Source organism: Burkholderia sp. ZZQ-2, assembly GCF_050768715.1.
Taxonomy (GTDB): Bacteria; Pseudomonadota; Gammaproteobacteria; order Burkholderiales; family Burkholderiaceae; genus Burkholderia; species Burkholderia cepacia.
In genome coordinates this window covers 14,709-31,837 of record NZ_LDVA01000317.1, presented here as the reverse complement: position 1 = coordinate 31,837, position 17,129 = coordinate 14,709, and the positions used below count along the sequence as shown (strand labels likewise).

At 60.2% G+C, this 17,129-nt stretch carries 13 protein-coding genes and 1 pseudogene; 9 read left to right on the top strand and 5 right to left on the bottom strand.

Annotation, left to right across the window (positions count from 1 at the left end; all coding sequences use genetic code 11):
• Positions 1-21: 21 nt before the first annotated feature.
• Positions 22-1,551: a cryptochrome/photolyase family protein gene (locus ABY44_RS28820; RefSeq protein WP_059676258.1), complete on the bottom strand. Its 1,530-nt coding sequence runs from the start codon at positions 1,549-1,551 to the stop codon at positions 22-24.
• Between the two features lie 274 nt (positions 1,552-1,825).
• On the opposite strand from ABY44_RS28820, the gene ABY44_RS28815 reads away from it, so the two are divergent.
• Positions 1,826-2,797 carry a MerR family transcriptional regulator gene (locus ABY44_RS28815; protein ID WP_009687760.1) on the top strand — a complete coding sequence of 324 codons (972 nt, stop codon included), beginning with the start codon at positions 1,826-1,828 and terminating at the stop codon, positions 2,795-2,797.
• An 85-nt stretch (positions 2,798-2,882) separates the two neighbouring features.
• Here ABY44_RS28815 and ABY44_RS28810 read toward each other — a convergent pair whose 3' ends face one another.
• Entirely contained in the window at positions 2,883-3,842 is a 960-nt protein-coding gene (locus ABY44_RS28810) for an alpha/beta hydrolase (RefSeq protein ID WP_212103865.1), read from the bottom strand.
• A 355-nt stretch (positions 3,843-4,197) separates the two neighbouring features.
• Between ABY44_RS28810 and ABY44_RS28805 the strand changes: the two genes are divergently transcribed.
• Positions 4,198-4,815 carry a DUF2878 domain-containing protein gene (locus ABY44_RS28805; RefSeq protein ID WP_060279533.1) on the top strand — a complete coding sequence of 206 codons (618 nt, stop codon included), beginning with the start codon at positions 4,198-4,200 and terminating at the stop codon, positions 4,813-4,815.
• A 74-nt stretch (positions 4,816-4,889) separates the two neighbouring features.
• A complete protein-coding gene (locus ABY44_RS28800; protein WP_212103863.1) occupies positions 4,890-6,323 on the top strand; it encodes a cryptochrome/photolyase family protein in 1,434 nt (477 codons plus the stop codon).
• A gap of 627 nt (positions 6,324-6,950) precedes the next feature.
• On the opposite strand, the gene ABY44_RS28795 is transcribed toward ABY44_RS28800, so the two are convergent.
• Entirely contained in the window at positions 6,951-7,709 is a 759-nt protein-coding gene (locus ABY44_RS28795; RefSeq protein WP_011545442.1) for a FadR/GntR family transcriptional regulator, read from the bottom strand.
• 120 nt (positions 7,710-7,829) lie between these two features.
• Between ABY44_RS28795 and ABY44_RS28790 the strand changes: the two genes are divergently transcribed.
• From ABY44_RS28790 to ABY44_RS28765, 6 genes and pseudogenes are all read left to right on the top strand, one after another.
• Positions 7,830-8,711 carry a fumarylacetoacetate hydrolase family protein gene (locus ABY44_RS28790; protein ID WP_011545441.1) on the top strand — a complete coding sequence of 294 codons (882 nt, stop codon included), beginning with the start codon at positions 7,830-7,832 and terminating at the stop codon, positions 8,709-8,711.
• A complete protein-coding gene (locus ABY44_RS28785; RefSeq protein WP_011545440.1) occupies positions 8,708-9,493 on the top strand; it encodes an alpha/beta fold hydrolase in 786 nt (261 codons plus the stop codon). The genes ABY44_RS28790 and ABY44_RS28785 overlap by 4 nt, the downstream gene beginning before the upstream one ends.
• 23 nt (positions 9,494-9,516) lie before the next feature.
• On the top strand, positions 9,517-10,788 hold the full coding sequence (locus tag ABY44_RS28780; RefSeq protein ID WP_011695028.1) for a metal-dependent hydrolase family protein: 1,272 nt from the start codon (positions 9,517-9,519) through the stop codon (positions 10,786-10,788).
• A 185-nt stretch (positions 10,789-10,973) separates the two neighbouring features.
• Positions 10,974-11,756, top strand: coding sequence for a hypothetical protein (locus ABY44_RS28775; protein ID WP_011545438.1), 783 nt, complete (start codon positions 10,974-10,976; stop codon positions 11,754-11,756).
• 477 nt (positions 11,757-12,233) lie between these two features.
• Positions 12,234-13,235, top strand: a pseudogene (locus tag ABY44_RS28770) (phage integrase family protein); the annotation flags it as partial.
• A gap of 392 nt (positions 13,236-13,627) precedes the next feature.
• Complete coding sequence (locus ABY44_RS28765) at positions 13,628-14,620, top strand: LacI family DNA-binding transcriptional regulator (RefSeq protein ID WP_212103861.1); 993 nt, start codon at positions 13,628-13,630, stop codon at positions 14,618-14,620.
• Between the two features lie 158 nt (positions 14,621-14,778).
• On the opposite strand, the gene ABY44_RS28760 is transcribed toward ABY44_RS28765, so the two are convergent.
• Together ABY44_RS28760 and ABY44_RS28755 are read right to left on the bottom strand one after the other, a co-directional pair.
• Positions 14,779-15,951: a 4-hydroxybenzoate 3-monooxygenase gene (locus tag ABY44_RS28760; RefSeq protein WP_212103859.1), complete on the bottom strand. Its 1,173-nt coding sequence runs from the start codon at positions 15,949-15,951 to the stop codon at positions 14,779-14,781.
• Positions 15,952-16,136: 185 nt separating this feature from the next.
• Positions 16,137-17,045, bottom strand: a complete 909-nt coding sequence (locus ABY44_RS28755) for a LysR family transcriptional regulator (protein ID WP_124626149.1) — start codon at positions 17,043-17,045, stop codon at positions 16,137-16,139.
• Positions 17,046-17,129: the final 84 nt, after the last annotated feature.

Sequence of the window (17,129 nt, the reverse complement as noted above, 5' to 3'; positions counted from 1 at the left end):
GGCGGCCGATGACGGAACGGCCTACAGCGATTCGAGATTCCGCACCACGCTGTCCGCCTGCATGCGAATCGCTTCGAGCGCCGCGTCATCAAAGCGCGCGAGCTGCCGATAGACCATCCCGAGCCGGTTGTTGTGCTGCAGCGCGCCGCGGTGCCGGTCGAAAAAGTCCCAGTACAGCGCGTTGAACGGGCATGCGCGCGCGCCGGTTCGCGCATTGCGGTCGTACGCGCAGCCCTTGCAGTAATTGCTCATCCGGTGGATGTACGCGGCGCTGGAAACGTAGGGTTTGGTCGCCATTGCCCCGCCGTCGGCGTATTGACTCATCCCGAGCGTGTTCGGCATCTCGACCCATTCGAACGCATCGATATAGACACCGAGGTACCACTCATGCACCTCGTGCGGATCCAGCCCGGCCAGCAGCGCAAAGTTGCCGATCACCATCAGCCGCAGGATGTGGTGCGCATGCGCGTCTTCGAGCGACTGCCGCAGCGCGTGCGACATGCAGGCCATGCGCGTGCGGCCATCCCAGAACCAATGCGGCAACGGGCGGCGATGACCGAACGCGTTGCTGTTTTCATAGCCCGGCATGCGTGCCCAGTACACGCCGCGCACGAACTCGCGCCAGCCCAGTATCTGCCGGATGAACCCTTCGACGGCGGCAAGCGGCGCCGCGCCGCTGCGATACGCATGCTCGGCCCGCGCGACGACTTCGCGCGGATTCAACATTTTCACATTGAGCGCGAACGACAGCATCGAGTGGAACAGGCGCCGCGCGCTCCCGTGCATCGCGTCCTGGAACTGCCCGAAAAACGGTAGCGCATCCCGGATGAAGGCGTCGAGGCAGGCGAGCGCTTCGGCGCGATCGACGGGCCAGCGGAAGTCGCCGGCCGACGGCTCCCCGAAGCTGCGCACGCCCGCCGCAACGATCTGTTGCCACAGCGCACGATGATCGTGATGCGGACGCCAGTCGGCCGGTTCCGCGGGCGAGCCGGACCACGCCTGGCGGTTCTCGGCATCGTAGTTCCACTGCCCGCCTGCAGGCCGCCCTTCCCCGTCGAGCAAGACGCGATGCCGCACGCGCATGCTCCGGTAGAAGCGATCCATGATCCATGATCGGCCCGCTCCGAGCACTTGCGCGACCTCGTCGCGCGTCGTATGGAAATGACCGGTATCGACCGCGCGAACCGGCACGCTCGCCGCTGCCGCATAGGCGCTCAGCTGCTGGTCGACCCGCCATTCGTCCGGCAGCAGATACTCGATGCACGCCGCGCCGTGAAGCTCGGCGACACTGTCCAGGTTGGCGGGAATGGCCTGACGATTGAGCGGGTCGTCGATCTCGATGTAGTGCACGCGATGGCCCGCATCGCGCAACAGCCTCGCGAAGCGGCGCATCGCCGCAAAGATCGCAATCAGCTTCTGAGCGTGATGGAGCGTGTAGTCGGTTTCCTGCCGAACTTCCATCAGCACGTAGATCGTTTCGGCCCGGACATCGGAAAACCAATGATGATTCGGGTCCAGCTGATCGCCGAGGACAAGCCTTAAAGTCTTCATGGGACGCTTCGCGATTGATGATCGCCGCCTGGGTTGTCGAGACACCCGCGCGTCGAACGAAACACCTTGCCCCTCCGTACGCGCGGCACCGCGCGCGTCCTGACCGACCTCGCAACACGGAGCGGTACCGCTTCCAAGCATTTTAGCCGGCTCGCGCTTCGCGAACCACCTTTTCGGACGAAAATACGTATATTGAATCACTTTCCTGCTTCGTATTTCACGCAAACTGCGTACAATCCTGAGACAACAGTACGTCAACTTCAGGAGAGCAACGATGCCCCCTCGCAAGGATCGCGATACGCCCCATCGCTATCGCAGCGGCGAGGCCGCGCGCCTGGCGCGCATGCCGGCAGCCACGCTGAGAATCTGGGAAAGGCGCTATGGCGTGGTTGCGCCGCCCAAAACGCCGTCCGGACAACGACTGTACTCGGACGACGACGTCCAGCGAATTCGATTGCTGAAAACGCTCGTCAATCAGGGCCACGCGATCGGCTCGATCGCCAGCCTGAGCCGCGAGGAACTCGAGGCGTTGTCGTTGACGAATACGCGTGACCCGGTGTTTCACGAGGCAAGTGTGAGCCTCGCGGTCGTCGGCGCGCTTTCGATTCCGGAATCCGCGATAGAGCGAATGGGAATCCGGATCGCCGCGCGAATCGACTCGCTCGACGACACGAGCGCGCATGCGGGTACGTCAGTCGATGCCCTCATCGCGACGACCACGTCGCTCCATGAGGATGTCGTTTCGCAGCTCGCTGCCGTGGCGCAACAGCTCAACGCGCACGCCGTGGCCGTCGTATACGGGTTCGGCACGGCAGAGGCGGTCGAGCTGGCGCGCCTGTCGGGGTTCGAGCTGTTCCGGTCGACGGAAGGCCAGACCAACCCGATATCGATCATTTCGAAACTGGCGCAAGCCGTCGTCAAGTCGCGCCAATCGAATGACGCGGATCGCGGGCTCTGGCTGCGCACGCGGCGACGCTTCGACGAGGCGACGCTCGCGTCGCTCAGCGGCCTGTCCACCACCGTCAAATGCGAGTGTCCGCGTCATCTCTCCGAATTGATCATGCAGCTCAGTGCGTTCGAGCGATACAGCGACGAATGCGTGTCTCGATCGCCGGCCGATGCGCTGCTGCACCGCCACCTTGGAGACGCAGCGAACCGGGCAGCCGAATTGCTCGAGACAGCGCTTGCCGTCATTCTTCGCGAAGAGGGATTGGGCGGGACGACGCCGGAACTGAAGGCGCTGTAGCGCGGCACGCGCCGCCGGCTGCTCCGACCTGCCCACGACGGCAGGTGGCGATGCTGTTTCGCGCGCATTGCGGGGCTTGCCTCGATCACCGAGGCGCAACGGAAGAACGAGCCACGGCGGCAGGCGATGTTGGCTGCCTGCTCGTGGCGCCGGCATTCGACGCATTCGCGACGCGATCCACGAACGCGGAGAGATCGTCGAGCACTGGCGCCAAGCCTCGCAACGGCGCGCCCAGCACACCGACGATCGATGCATGGCTCACGTTCCTGTAACGCATGACCACGACGGTACCGCCCTTGTCTTGCAGCGCGCGCGCGAAGCGGGTCGTGTTGCCGGGCTCGACCACCGTGTCGTTTTCCGCGACGGCCAGCCACATCGGCGGCTCCGTACCCTGGATGAATCGAATGGGCTGGCTCCCGGCGCGCGCTTCCTCCGGGAAGATCCTTTCAAGCGTCGCGTCACGCAGCGGCAGGAAATCGTAAGCCCCGGCCAGGCCGATCACGCCGGCGATATCGCTCTTGCGCATCTCCTGTGCCGCCAGATAGCGGCCGTCGGTCGCAAGCAACGCGGCAATCTGTGCGCCGGCAGAGTGCCCCATCAGAAACAGGCGATGTGGATCGCCGCCGAACGCAACCGCGTGCTCGCGTGCCCACGCGACCGCCTGCGCCGCATCGTCGACGAAACCGGGAAAGGTGGTCGCCGGATACGTCCTGTAGTCGGGCAAGACGGCAACAAAGCCCCTCGACGCGAGCGCCTCGCCCACGAACAGATAGTCCTTGCGCTCGCCGGACTGCCAGCTTCCGCCGTAAAGGAACACGACCACAGGGGCGCCCGCCCTCGCATCGGCCGGCCAGTGATGCAAGACGCGCGTGGGCAAGTAGACGTCAAGCACCTGGCGTTCGCCGGATCCGTACGGGATACCTGCGAAAAGACTGAACGTGTAGCTCGGCGTCAGCGCATTCAGGAGCCGCACCGGGCTGCACGCGGAGAGGAGACCGGCCGCGAGCAGCACCGACAGGACGACGAGTCCGGCTTTCATGTTCATGGATATCCCCATTCCTGACGATTCCGGCCGCATCCGCCGCCTGGTTTGTGGTTTACGGCGATTGCGCGCAAGCGGATGCATGCATCGCAGGGCAGCCGCGCCCCTTGACGGCATCCAGATCTTCCCTGCGCAAGTGCATCCGTCCGCAGCGGAGAGTCGTATGTGGAGTGGATAAGTGAATCAACGCGGAATGCCGACGGTCGCTCGCTGCCAAGCAATCGTCCGGTGGTGAATCCGCTCGTCGACGATAGTGAGAGCCGTCTGCCATGAACGTTCTACCTGCCACTTTCCCGGAGATGCAACGTCGACATGGCGGCACGGCGAGCATGCCGTTACCGATCCGCCGCGAACGATCATGAGAAGCGCGCCGAATCAACTGACGTCGAGCACGAAAAAGTCCGGCGCCGCTCGCGTGTGCATCTATCTCGCGACGACCCAGACAGGATGGCTGGTATGCGTGATGACTGCCGCATCGCATCACGCGGCGTGGGGCGTCACCTATGCGCTGATCGCGACAACCGGCCATCTTCTCTTCGCGCGTCGGCCCGCATCCGAGGCGCGGATCGTCATCACGGTCACGGTGTCCGGATGGTTGTGGGACAGCGCCGTTGCACATTCCGGCCTGCTCGTGTACCCGAACGGCGTTTTTCTCAAAGGTACAGCGCCGTACTGGCTCGCGGGGCTGTGGGCGCTGTTCGCAATTCAACTCAACACCTTGCTGCTCTGGCTTCGGGCGCGACCGCTCGTCTCGGCGCTCGTCGGCGCGTTCGCCGGCCCCGCGTCCTTTCACGCAGGTGCGGCGCTGGGGGCCGTTCATTTCAAAGATCCGGCTGCAGCGCTCGTCGTTCTCGCAACCGGCTGGGCGTTCATCTTGCCGGCCGCGCTTGCGATTGCAAGCCATTGGGATGGCGTAACGCGCCCTTCTCCTCCGCCAATCGGCGCAGGCGACATGAATGACGCCCGCGCCGGATAGAGCCGGAAGCGACGCAAGCCGGCTTTATCTCCGATCCCGTTCAAATTGCCAACATACCTTCTCAGGCACCACACATGACACGCTCCGAATTGCCGCATGAATCCCGCCCCGTTATCGTATGGTTTCGGGATGACCAACGACTCAGCGACAATCCCGCACTCTCTCATGCGGTCAGTACCGGCCATCCTGTTGTTTGCGTCTACGTCTACGACCCTGCCCCGAAGCTCGGGCGCGCCATGGGGGGCGCGCAAAAGTGGTGGCTGCACGAGTCATTGAAAAAACTCGACGACTCGCTTTCCGCTCTCGGCGGCTCGCTGCTCGTGCTTCGCGGTAACGAACATGAAGCCATCAGGAGCCTCGCCGTCGAGACCCAGGCGGCAATGGTTTTCTGGAATCGCCGCTACTCGAAAGCGCAAACGGAAATGGATGCATCGATCAAGAAAGACCTGATCGGGCGCGGAATCGACGTGTCGACATTCAATGGCCATCTTTTGCGCGAACCCTGGACAGTGGCCACGCGCGAAGGCTTGCCGTTCCAGGTATTCAGCGCGTACTGGAGAGCCGCTCGCCGCGATAATTTTTTTCCGCCGTGCCCACTGTCGGCGCCCGCTCGGATCACGTTCTTTCCCGTCTCCAAGAACATCAGCGCACACGTCCGTACGCTTCCTGAACTTGCACTGCAGCCCTCGACGCCAGACTGGGCGGAGGGTCTGCGTGCGACCTGGCGATGCGGCGAGGAAGCGGCCGGGCATCAACTCGAGGCCTTCATTGAAAACTCGTTTTCCGATTATGCCGGCGCTCGAGATTTTCCGGCCGCTCGAGCGACGAGCCGGCTTTCTCCCTATCTTCGCTTTGGAAATATCTCGGCCCGGCAGGTGTGGTACGCAACGTTATCAGCGGTAGACACCCTGCGAAGCAGGCGAGTCGTTCGCATTGACGATGCCAAAAATGAGTCGTTGAGCAAGTTCTTCAGTGAACTCGGATGGAGAGAATTCTCGTATTACCTGCTCTATCACTGCAAACCCCTTCATCAGTTCAATTTTCGGCGTCAGTTTGACGCCATGCCGTGGCGCACCGATGCCAAGGCGCTTCGCGCGTGGCAAAGGGGGAAAACAGGATACCCGCTGGTCGACGCCGGCATGCGCGAGCTTTGGTACACGGGCTGGATGCACAACCGCGTGCGCATGGTGACAGCGTCATTTCTCACCAAGCACTTGCTGATCGACTGGCGCGAGGGCGAAGCATGGTTCTGGGATACGCTGGTTGATGCGGACGAGGCAAGCAATCCCGCCGGGTGGCAATGGGTGTCAGGAAGCGGCGCCGACGCAGCCCCGTATTTTCGAATCTTCAATCCTGTTTTGCAGGGGAAAAAGTTCGACCCGAGAGGCGAATACACGCGGCGGTGGGTGCCCGAACTATCTGCACTCCCCGCCGAAACGGTCCACAGCCCATGGACCGCTTCCGCTGAAGCGCTGCAAGAAGCATCCATCGCGCTCGGCGCAAGTTGAGGTCTGGCCGGGATTCGTAAAAAATCCGCCACATCTCGATCTAAGCAGCTGATCTAAATAAAAAAAGTCGATGGTCGGATCGAGCGGTGGACCGGGGCGTTGAAGATCCAGCAGATAGTCCACGAGCCGGTTAATGCGCCCCCGCCCGTACGGGGTGTGCTCAAGATTCGGATTTTTCGCACGCCAAGCGATGTCGCTTGCCGGCCGATACTGTTGAAAAACTCTTCTATCGCGGGCTCCGCCTGGTTTTCAGGGGTCCTCTTACCCGTAACCGATGCTCATGAGTGGCGTATAGGTCGATCTGAACGGTCGATTTTTAGCTAAGCGGTCCCATCACGGCGAGAAGCGAGTTTTTCAACAGAATCGGCCACGAAGCAGTCAGTCCAAGGAGCGTTCGGCAAAATTCCGGATGTCCAAGCCCCAATACCGAGCGGCCGCTCGGACCTATGTCGAAGTGCCGACTTCGTGGCTTCTGCGCCAGCGCGCATAGGACGCCATCATCCGGCAGCACCGTGCGGCATCATTTCTATTCGCGTGGCAAAGCTACCGATCGGCGATGGCAGGTGCGAACAAATGTCCGGGCTGAATGCTCCGGCCGCCGGACAGCGAAATTAATGTGGCTCAATTTCATGAGCCAAATAGATTGTGCTGGATCTGCCCCAGGTGTTCTGTCAGAACCTTGGCAGCCGCCTCTGCGTCACGGTCTCGTAACGCCTCAACAATCGCGCGATGCTGAGCCTGATACTCTTCGCGACGACCTGGTGTCAACGAGAGGCGCTTGAGCCGCCCCCATTCGCCTTGCTCGCGGACACGATTCATCAGCTCAAGAATCTGCATGAAGAATGAGTTGTGCGTCGCAATACTGAACGCACGGTGCAGTTCGCCGTCCCAGTGTTCGAACTCTTCGACCGTTTCCGCCGCCTCCGAGCGCTCAATGCACTCCGCCATCTTCGCAAAGTCTGCGCTGGTGGCATTCCGCGCGATCAATTTCGGCATCAAGGGCTCGATAAGCAGACGAGCCTCCATGAGTTCAGCTGGGCTGGTTTGATGCACCGAGACGCCTTGTTCATCAGCTTGCGCTTGCGTCCGGACCGATTTTGGAAGTGCAAGGGCGGCTCCTGCCTTGACGTAGGTTCCGCTACCCACGGACTGAGTGATCAGCCCGCGATCCTTTAGATCTTGAAGGACGCGCCTCACTGCACCGCGGGAGGCGCCGAATTGCTCACTGAGGTGCCGCTCTGCGGGCAATTTCATGCCATCGCCCATACGACCGGTCGCAATCTCCTCGACCAGGTAAGCAGCTAATGCCCTTGCACCCGCTGCTCGTACAGAGCTGGTTGCTTCTACCTCGCTCATTACCTTCCTCCGGGATTTCGTGGTTGCCATTCTAGCTCATGTAGTACCAATTGGACAGGATTTTGGTTTACCCGTACTTGCGTTCGGTCCACTTTGGTTCTACAGTGTGAGCACTTTCAACCAATTGGACTCGCGAACAGGAGTGATCTCATGAAGCTGGCTAACCTTAATGTGGCGGGAAAGAAGACAATTTCGATTGTGGATATCGTTCATTCTCGATTCTGGCCGGTCCAATCGTTGGTCCCCCAATTTGACGGCGATATGGTCCAATTGGTCCAACAATTTGAAGAAGTCAAACCGCATCTGAAGCCAACGGGGAACGGTTTGTCGCTCGCGGAGGCCACCATCTTGGCCCCGATCGATCAGCCGCGTCGCAACATCTTCTGTGTCGGCAAGAACTATCACGAGCATGCGGCCGAGTTCCAGAACTCGGGATTCGACAGCAGCGCAAAGAACGGCGAGCACGCGCCGGAGGCGCCGGTCATTTTCACCAAGCCGGCGTCGACGGTGATCGGGCCGTCGGCAAAGATCCCACGACATGTCGGCGTGACCGCTCAGCTCGACTACGAGGCCGAGCTGGGTGTCGTGATCGGCAAGGGCGGCCGGGGTATCAAGAAGGCGGACGCAATGAATTACGTCTTCGGCTACACCGTGATCAACGACTTCACCGCTCGGGATCTTCAGAAGCTTCACCGCCAGTGGTTCCTCGGAAAGTCGCTCGACGGCTTCTGTCCGATGGGGCCGTTCGTGATCACGTCGGACGAAGTCAACGGCCAGAACATCGACATCAAGTGTTGGGTGAACGGCGAATTGCGTCAGAACTCCAACACGTCCAAGCTGATCTTTGATATCCCGACGCTGATCGAAACCCTGTCGGCCGGCATCGAACTTCAGCCGGGTGATGTGATTGCGACCGGTACCCCGGCCGGCGTCGGTATCGGCTTCAATCCACCCAAATTCCTGCAGAAGGGTGATGTGATCCGAATCGAGATCCAGAACGTCGGTGTACTCGAGAATGAGGTGGGCGAATGACGACGACCCTCATCAGAGATATTGCCGTCGAGATAACCGGGGAAGGTCAGCCCGTCGTGTGCATCCACGGACTCGGTGGCTCCTCGAACAACTGGACCCCGGTTCTGGAAGCCTTTGGGGGCATGCGTGTCGTCCGACTCGACTTGCCCGGTAGCGCGCGTTCAGCGCTAGCCAACGAGCCGTTGTCCATCGAACTGTACGTGTCCCGGGTGGCCGATGTGCTGAGCGAACTCGGTATCGAGCAGGCCCACATCGTTGCACACTCGATGGGTACCATCGTGGCTCAGCATCTCGCAGTCCAACATCCTCATCTCGTCCGCAGCCTCGCGCTCTTTGGGCCGTTGCTGGCGCCACCAGACCAAGGCCGGCCCGCGATACGGGCGCGCGCAGCGCTGTGCCGCGATCGAGGCATTGCCGGCCTCCAAGAGATCGCGGATGCGATCGTCAAAGGCGCTACCAGCGTCGAGACCAAGTCCGTGCGGCCGGTGACGGTCGCGCTTGTTCGCGAAAGCGTCATGCGTCAGTCCCCGGAGGGGTATGCACAAAGTTGCTTGGCCCTGTCCGAAGCGAGCGAGGCAGCAATTGATCAAATCTCGGTCCCGACGCTGCTCGTGACGGGGGACGAAGATGCGGTTGGTCAGCCCGCGCTGGTCAAAAATATGAGCGAGCGAATTGACGGGAGTACGTTGACGGTTCTTCGCGGCTGCGGCCATTGGACCACGTTCGAGAAGCCCGCCGAGTGCATCGCCGAACTCAAGGCGTTCTACGACAACGACAAGTAATTCGCTGAGGCTTTGGAGGAGACATGAGCAAGATCGTATTTACGAACGTCAACATTTTCGACGGGAGCGGAGCAGATCCCTATAAAGGCGAAGTCCTCATCGAAAATGATCGAATCAAGTCTGTGTCGAAAGGCGGCGACGTCATGCGCCCCGCAGACGCGCAGATCGTCGATGGTCGAGGCAAGTTCGTCATGCCCGGCATGACGGAAGCACACACCCACTTCTCGTGGAACGACCAGCCGACGCTTGCGGCTATCCAGTTCATGCCGCCGGAGGAGCATATTCTCTGGTGTGTACGGGTCGCAAAGCGCTATCTGGACATGGGCTTTACGTCGGCGCTCGGAGCCGCGGCGGCCAAGCCGCGCCTCGACGTCGTGTTGCGCAACGCTATCAACGCGGGCGAATTTCCCGGCCCGCGTTATCTCGCGGGCAGTCAGGAAATCACGACGTTGGGCGGCTTGGGCGACAACACGCTTCCGCACCTCCCGTATCGTGAGCTCAACTTCGGGGAGGTTGTCAGCGGTCCGGAAGAGGTCCGCCGCGCGACTCGCATGTTTGTGAAGTACGGCGTTGATCACCTGAAAATCAACCTTTCCGGCGAGTATATCGCCGGCATTCCGGCCGAAGCATCGCCGTTCTCGGAAGAAGAAATCGCGATGTTGAGCGCCGAAGCGAAACGTGCCGGCAAACGTGTAGCAGCCCATGCCCGTTCGAGCGAGTCAGTGAAGCAGTGTGTCCGACACGGCTTTGAACTGGTCTTTCACGCAAGCTTCGCGGACGAGGAAGCCCTGGACATGCTGGAAGCGAACAAGGACAGGCATATCGTCGCCCCGGGGATCGGCTGGCTCGTAAGTACGCTTTACCACGCGGAGCAGTGGGGTATCACCGAAGCGATCGCAACGAAGATGGGCTATGCACGTGAACTGGAGATAGCTTCCGAGACGCTCACCAAAATGCACAAGCGTGGAATTCGCATCGCGCCGGGAGGCGATTACGGGTTCGCGTGGATGCCGCATGGCACCAACTCCCGCGACCTCGAACATTTCGTCAAGTACATCGGCATGACGCCGAAAGAGGCCTTGCTAGCCGCGACCCGCCTGGGAAGCGACGTCATGATGCACTCCGAAATCGGGCAAATCCGCGACGGATACGTGGCCGACATCGTGTTCGTCGACGGAAATCCACTGGACGATCTGAAGGTTCTGCAAGATCCGGCCAAGATCGTCGCGGTGCTGCAAGCAGGCGAGTTTCGTAAGGGCGGGTCCGGGCTTCAGCATCAGCTCGAGCAACTGTAATCAAGACTGGAAGCACGATGCAGCACGAGCGCGTCAGGCACGCTCGTGCTCGCGCACGGTTCTCAGAAGCTGACTAATCAAGCGGCGGAATCCCGCATGTAGGTAAGACAAAGATCTCACCGTGGGACGTGATACAGCGCGGCGCGTTTAATACATTAGTTATACTAATAAATTAAGGAGACGATATGGACAAGAATTTTGGATCATGGATGAGGGTGCTCATCACGATGCTGGTTGGCTTCCTCAGTACGTCCGCGATGGCCCAGAATTTCGCCGTCAACAACTTCAACTTCCTGTACACGAATCGTTCTAGCCCGGATCCTATCTATGGCTATGGAACAGGCAACGGGAACCTGCAGACGTATCAATTTGAACACTTCAGCGGCAATCAGTTTGGCGATATCTATTTCGACGCCGAGCTTTACCATGGCAACAACGTTGGCGCTCCGTTCAGTAACGCGAACTTCCAGAACCTTCTGGTGTTTAACCCGCGACTTAGCTTCGGAAAAACGCTCGGGAAAGACTTGTCCGTCGGTCCGATTTCCGACGTATCGCTCATCGCCCGATGGGAGCGGGGAAGCTATCCCGATACGGACCATTTCGAGTCTCAGAACTACGGCTTGTCGCTCAATTTCAAGGTCCCGGGTTTCGCATGGTTCGAGTCAGGTATGCTTTACCGAAACACGAACTTCGATAAGCATACGTGGCTGTGGCGATCGGTGCTGCTCTCGAACCCTATCGAAGTAGGTGGTCAGAAATTCCACTTCAACCTTCTGTCGCTCATCAATGGTTCTAACCATAACGGGACCGAGGTATTCGAGCGAGCGGAGCTTCTGTGGGAGATCTTCGGCAAGCCGCAGTACCAACTCGGTGCTCGCTTCGAGTTCATGCATTACAACAACAATCCCGTCGGCGGTGGGACCTACAACAAGTACATGCCGGAAATAATGTTTAAGTATACGCTTTGATTTAACTAGTTGACCGGCGAACATGCCGGCCGATGAGGTGATCAACGCTATTCCACCGAGGTGGGTCGAATTCTGGCTTTCACAGTTGGTCCACCCTATCAATGACGCTGTACACGTACTCGGCATCCAATATCATTCCACCCCATGTCCATGACGAGGCGTTGAATTTCCAGCGCGAATGTCGGCTACGCATTTTGGAACGGTATTTAGAGCGTCGTCAAATTGATTGTCTCCTTCGGGGCACTCAGAGTCATTTGAGACATCCGCGCTGGACGTTTGGCGTACGAAAAAAATCCGGGTCCTGAGGGCACCCCAAGACGCACGCGCGAGATTGAAAATCCGACGAGCATCAAGATGTATCGCTATCGCTAACCTATATTATCGATAGGGTCACATTTTTAGATGAAACTGCCATTTCGCAAAACGCGTCACACCTGAGCGGCACGCCGTTGTCATCCCACCGCCTATAATTTTTGGATGCCGAATAATCTGTCACCACCATCGTTTCCCGAAGCCGCGTCCCTGTCCGCAGTGCGTGCGTGGTATGCGGGCGTTGGCTCGCGTGAGGCGATTGAGCGTTATTGTCCGCACGCGCTTGGAGGGGGTCAGTCGGCGCGCGGTGTGATCGGCCGGATGCGCCGGCAGATCGCCGATTTCGCCCTCAGCCGTCATCGCGCCGATTTGGCCCGGCCGTTCCTGTGTGCGGCCGGCGAACGGAGCCGTCACCGCAAGGCGGCGATCCAGGCGCTGGACACACTGCCGTCGCTGCCGGTCCCGCACCCGCAGGTGAGCGATCCAGTCGATGCCTGGCTGTCGCCTCGTGTTGTCGCAGTGCTGCACCGGCACGGCATCCGGACGCTGGCCGATCTGACCGTGCGCATTCCCCGTCGCCGGCGGTGGTGGCTTGTGATTCCCGGACTCGGTGAACGAAGCGCGCGCTGGATCGAAGGCTTCTTTGCCGCTCATCCGGCGCTCACTGAGCGGGCTCGCGCACTGGTCGCGGTGGCGACGCCAGAACCCGTGGTGCCGTGGGAACGCATCCACGTACCTCATGAAGTCGATGGGTCGCGCGGCACTTTCCGCGCGCCGAAGCGAATGTGCGCGCTCGAGGCCGATAATGACTATCAGGCGATCAACGCGTGGCTCGAACGATACGAAGCTGCTGAAACACGACGCGCCTATCGCCGGGAAGCCGAACGCCTGATGCTCTGGGCTATCGTCGAGCGCGGCAAGGCGTTGTCCTCACTCACGAGCGAGGATGCGACCGCCTATCGCGCCTTCCTACGCCATCCAACGCCGCGTGCCCGCTGGGTCGCGCCGGCGCGGCCGCGACCTTCGCCCGAGTGGCGTCCGTTCACGGGCGCGCTGTCGCCGGATTCGATCGCCTACACCCTGTCGGTGCTCAGTGCGATGTTCCGCTGGCTGATCGAGCAGCGCTACGTACTGGCGAATTCGTTCGCGGGTCTCAGGGTGCGCGGGGCGCAGCGCATAGCGGTCGGCCGTTCTTTCACGCCCATGTTTTCGTCTCCTGATGGAACCGAGCCCGGTTCCGTTTCGTTGCCGTTATGATCGAAGGCATGGAGAAATGGTAAGCGCTTTCCCGATCTACTCGTATACAGTACTTTCCCTATGGTTATTCCGCATAAATCGCGGTGAATTCCCATAATATCCAAGGAAAGCGCTTACCCTAACAGGAAATTTCGACGCAATTCGTAAGAATGTTGAAATATATTCGTTCGAAAAACCCGAGATTTTCGGTAAATATCGCCGTGCGCAGTGCCGTTCGAACGACACGAGGAAACCGCTTACTCTCCTGCTACAATGCGTGTCAGCGGCGGGTACTGTGCCTGCCGTCGACCGCACAGACACCCATGCCAACCAAACCTTCGATCGACGCCGTTGCCCGCGAGGCTGGTGTATCCATCGCCACGGTATCCCGCGTGCTTAACGGCACGAAGGCCGTTTCTGCTGCTACGCGACAGCGCGTCGAATCGGCAGTCAAGGCACTGGACTATCGAGCGAATCCGTTTGGACGAGGCCTGAGTACAGGAGAAAGTCGTATCGTCCTCATGCTCATGCCTGACTTTGCCAACCCTTTCTACGCCGAGATCGTTCGCGGCGCGGCGGCCGTCACTCGATCGGCTGGCTATACGCTGCTTCCTGCCGGCTGGGAAGCGTCGTCGGACACCGCGGATCGATCCCTGCAGATGCTGGCCGGAAGCTTGAGCGACGGCGTCATCAATCTCATGCACATGCCGGACCAGAAGCCGTGGCAAGAGGCCACACACGGCAAACCTTGGGTCAACTGTTCCGAATTTCTTGCCGGAGACAGCGAACCCTACGTCAGCATCGATCATCGCCAAGCTGCGATGGACGCGGTTCAATACCTCATCAACAAGGGGCATCGGCGTATTGGTTTCGTCACCACCAATGATTACTTCCTCTACGCACGCCAGCGTCGCGAGGGTTACGAGGCTGCGCTGACGCGCGCCGGTATCGTGCCGACGCCGGAACTGATTTTCGCCATGGGCGAGAACAGTTACAGCGCCGGGAGTCAGGCTGCCGCCGCGATGCTTGCGGTAGTAGATCCACCCAGCGCGGTGTTCACGGTATCGGACACACTCGCGATCGGTGCGATCAAGGGATTCCGCAAGGCTGGCCGAGTCGTGCCCGGGGACGTCGCCGTGATGGGATTCGACGACGTCCCGATCGCCGACATCTTCGAACCGGGATTGACTACCGTGGCACAACCCATGTCCGATCTGGGCGCCACTGCCGCCGAGATGCTGTTGGCAATCCTTGGCGGTGATACCGCTAGCCCGAAGATTTTGCAGCATCGTCTCGTAGTGCGACAGTCAGCCTGAACGAAGGACCCACACCATAAGCTCGCGCCCGCTCTCTTCTCGCGATCCCGCCGTGGTTATAGAGCAGGCGCACTCGACAGCCCGCGGCGCATTCGGCTTTCGCCTGCAAAACACCCTTTTGCACTCACATAGCCAGCATGCGGGTTGCCGCGGAATTCCTATACCAGCACAGTGCCTGTGTAATTTTCCGCGAGCGCTGCAGATGCCGTTCGTGACGTCGTGACGTGTTCGAGTTCGGCGAGCTGCAAGCGCTGCTCGAATGGCGATGCATCGTCGATGCGATGCATCATGCTGGTCATCCAATATGAAAAATGCTCGGCGCGCCAAATTCGCCGCAGCGCGGTTTCACTGTATGCATCGAGCAAATCGGTGCGGCCTGCTCGGTAGAACGCCTGGATTGCCGCAATCAAGATGCGTACGTCGGAAACCGCAAGGTTGAGGCCTTTCGCTCCTGTCGGCGGTACGATGTGAGCCGCGTCGCCCGCAAGAAACATGCGTCCGTGGCGCATCTGCGTCGAGACGAAGCTGCGCATGCCGACGATATTTTTTTGGAAGATTTTCCCTTCGACAACCTGATGACCCTCCCGGGAATCGACGCGCGCATGCATTTCCGCCCAAATTCGATCATCGGACCAGTTATCGACCGAGTCGCTCGGGTCGCACTGAAAATACATGCGCTGCACATTCGGCGAACGCGTGCTGACAAGCGCAAAGCCGCGGTCATGACGCGCGTAGATCAATTCGTCCGAAGAAGGTGGCGCCTCGACAAGAATGCCAAACCATCCGAACGGAAAGACCCGTTCGAAGTCCTGTCGCAAGTCAGCTGGTACGGCAGCCCGCGATACCCCCTGCGAACCATCGCATCCGATCACGAAATCGCAATCCAGCACGTGCTCCGTGCCGTCGCGAACAAACCGGATCGACGGTTTATCCGTCTCGATGCCGATGATGGTTGTATCTGACACATTGAAATACACCGCGCCATTCGCCGCCAGGCGAGCGGCCACGAGGTCCTTGAGCACTTCGTGCTGCGCATAGACGGTGATGGACTCGCCCGTGAGCTCGGTGAGGTCGATCCGTCGACGCTTGCCGTCGAACGCCAGTTCGAATCCATGGTGGACAATGCCCTCCTTGGCCATGCGCTCACCCACGCCCGAATCGGTCAGTAGTTTTACTGTACCCGGTTCGAGCACGCCTGCGCGAATGGTGGATTCGATCTGTTCGCGGCCGCGCGTTTCGATGACGACGGAATCGATTCCTTGCAAGTGGAGCAGATGAGAAAGCAGCAAGCCCGCCGGCCCCGCGCCGATGATGCCAATTTGTGTGCGCATGTCAGTCTCCGATGACGTTGATTTGGCGCAAGTCTGATGAGGACACTCTCATCTCGCAACGCGATATCGGAGATAGGCACTATCTCAAAGTTGAATGATGCACGTACCCGTCGTTGTCGCACACCGGTTGGCAGGCAGTCGCCGATACGGCTCTTGCAGGCACGTAACAAGGCGCTGCGGGGGGCTCAACGTTGCTCTGCCGTCAGTTGCCTTAACTGTTCGAGCAGCTTGACGGCGGGGCTCGGCAATAAACCGTGCCGACGCCGAAATGCGGTCAACGTACGCCGCCCGACCACCCCCGGCAATTCGAGCGTATCGAATACGCCAGCCTTGCTCTCCGTCGCGTACATGGGTTCAGCCATCCAGCTCAAAAAACCGGATCGGGCGACGAGACTCTTCAACACGGTAATCGATCGGGTTTCGACCACGACGTTCGGCAATCCGAGGCCGTGTACGACGAACGCCTGCTGCATGTGCTCGAATGGCGCGGTGCCGCGCGGCGGGATCGCCCACTGCTGATCCAGCGTATCGGCCAGCGTGATCCCCGGCTTTCCGCGCAGCGGGTGATCGAGCGCCGCCACCACGTAGCTGTTGTCCTCCCAGCGACAGTCCTCGATCGCGACGATCTCTTCGGTGTCGGGCATCACCATGCTGAGTGCGAGATCGATTTCGCGCTGCACTAATGCCTCGGCAAGACGATCCCAGACGCCTTCGATGACGTGGACACGCAAATTGGGCCACTTTTGCAACACGCCGCTCACGGCGAGCGGCAGCACGAGGCTCGCAATGCTGCCTACCGCACCGCAGCGAATCGTCCCGCGCGCGAGCCCCCGCATTGCGTCGATCTCTTCGCGCGCCTGCTCCGCCTCGCGTTGCAACAGAACGGCATGCGGCAGCAGCGCCTCTCCCACTACCGTCAGGTGCATGCCGCGTGTATGGCGCTCAAATAAAGGGGCGCCAACGTCGTCTTCGAGCCGGCGGATCGCGCGGCTCAAGGCCGGCTGGGTGACGTGCAAGGTCTCGGCCGCGCGCCCGAGACTACCGGCCGAGGCGATCGTGACGAAAGCGTGAAGCTGCTGGAGATTGAAAGTCATATCTAAAGGTAATGCCTTTTTGCAAAATCGGCAATTTCGGATTCTGCCGGATGTTTCGATAATGTGTTCATCACAGAAACGTAC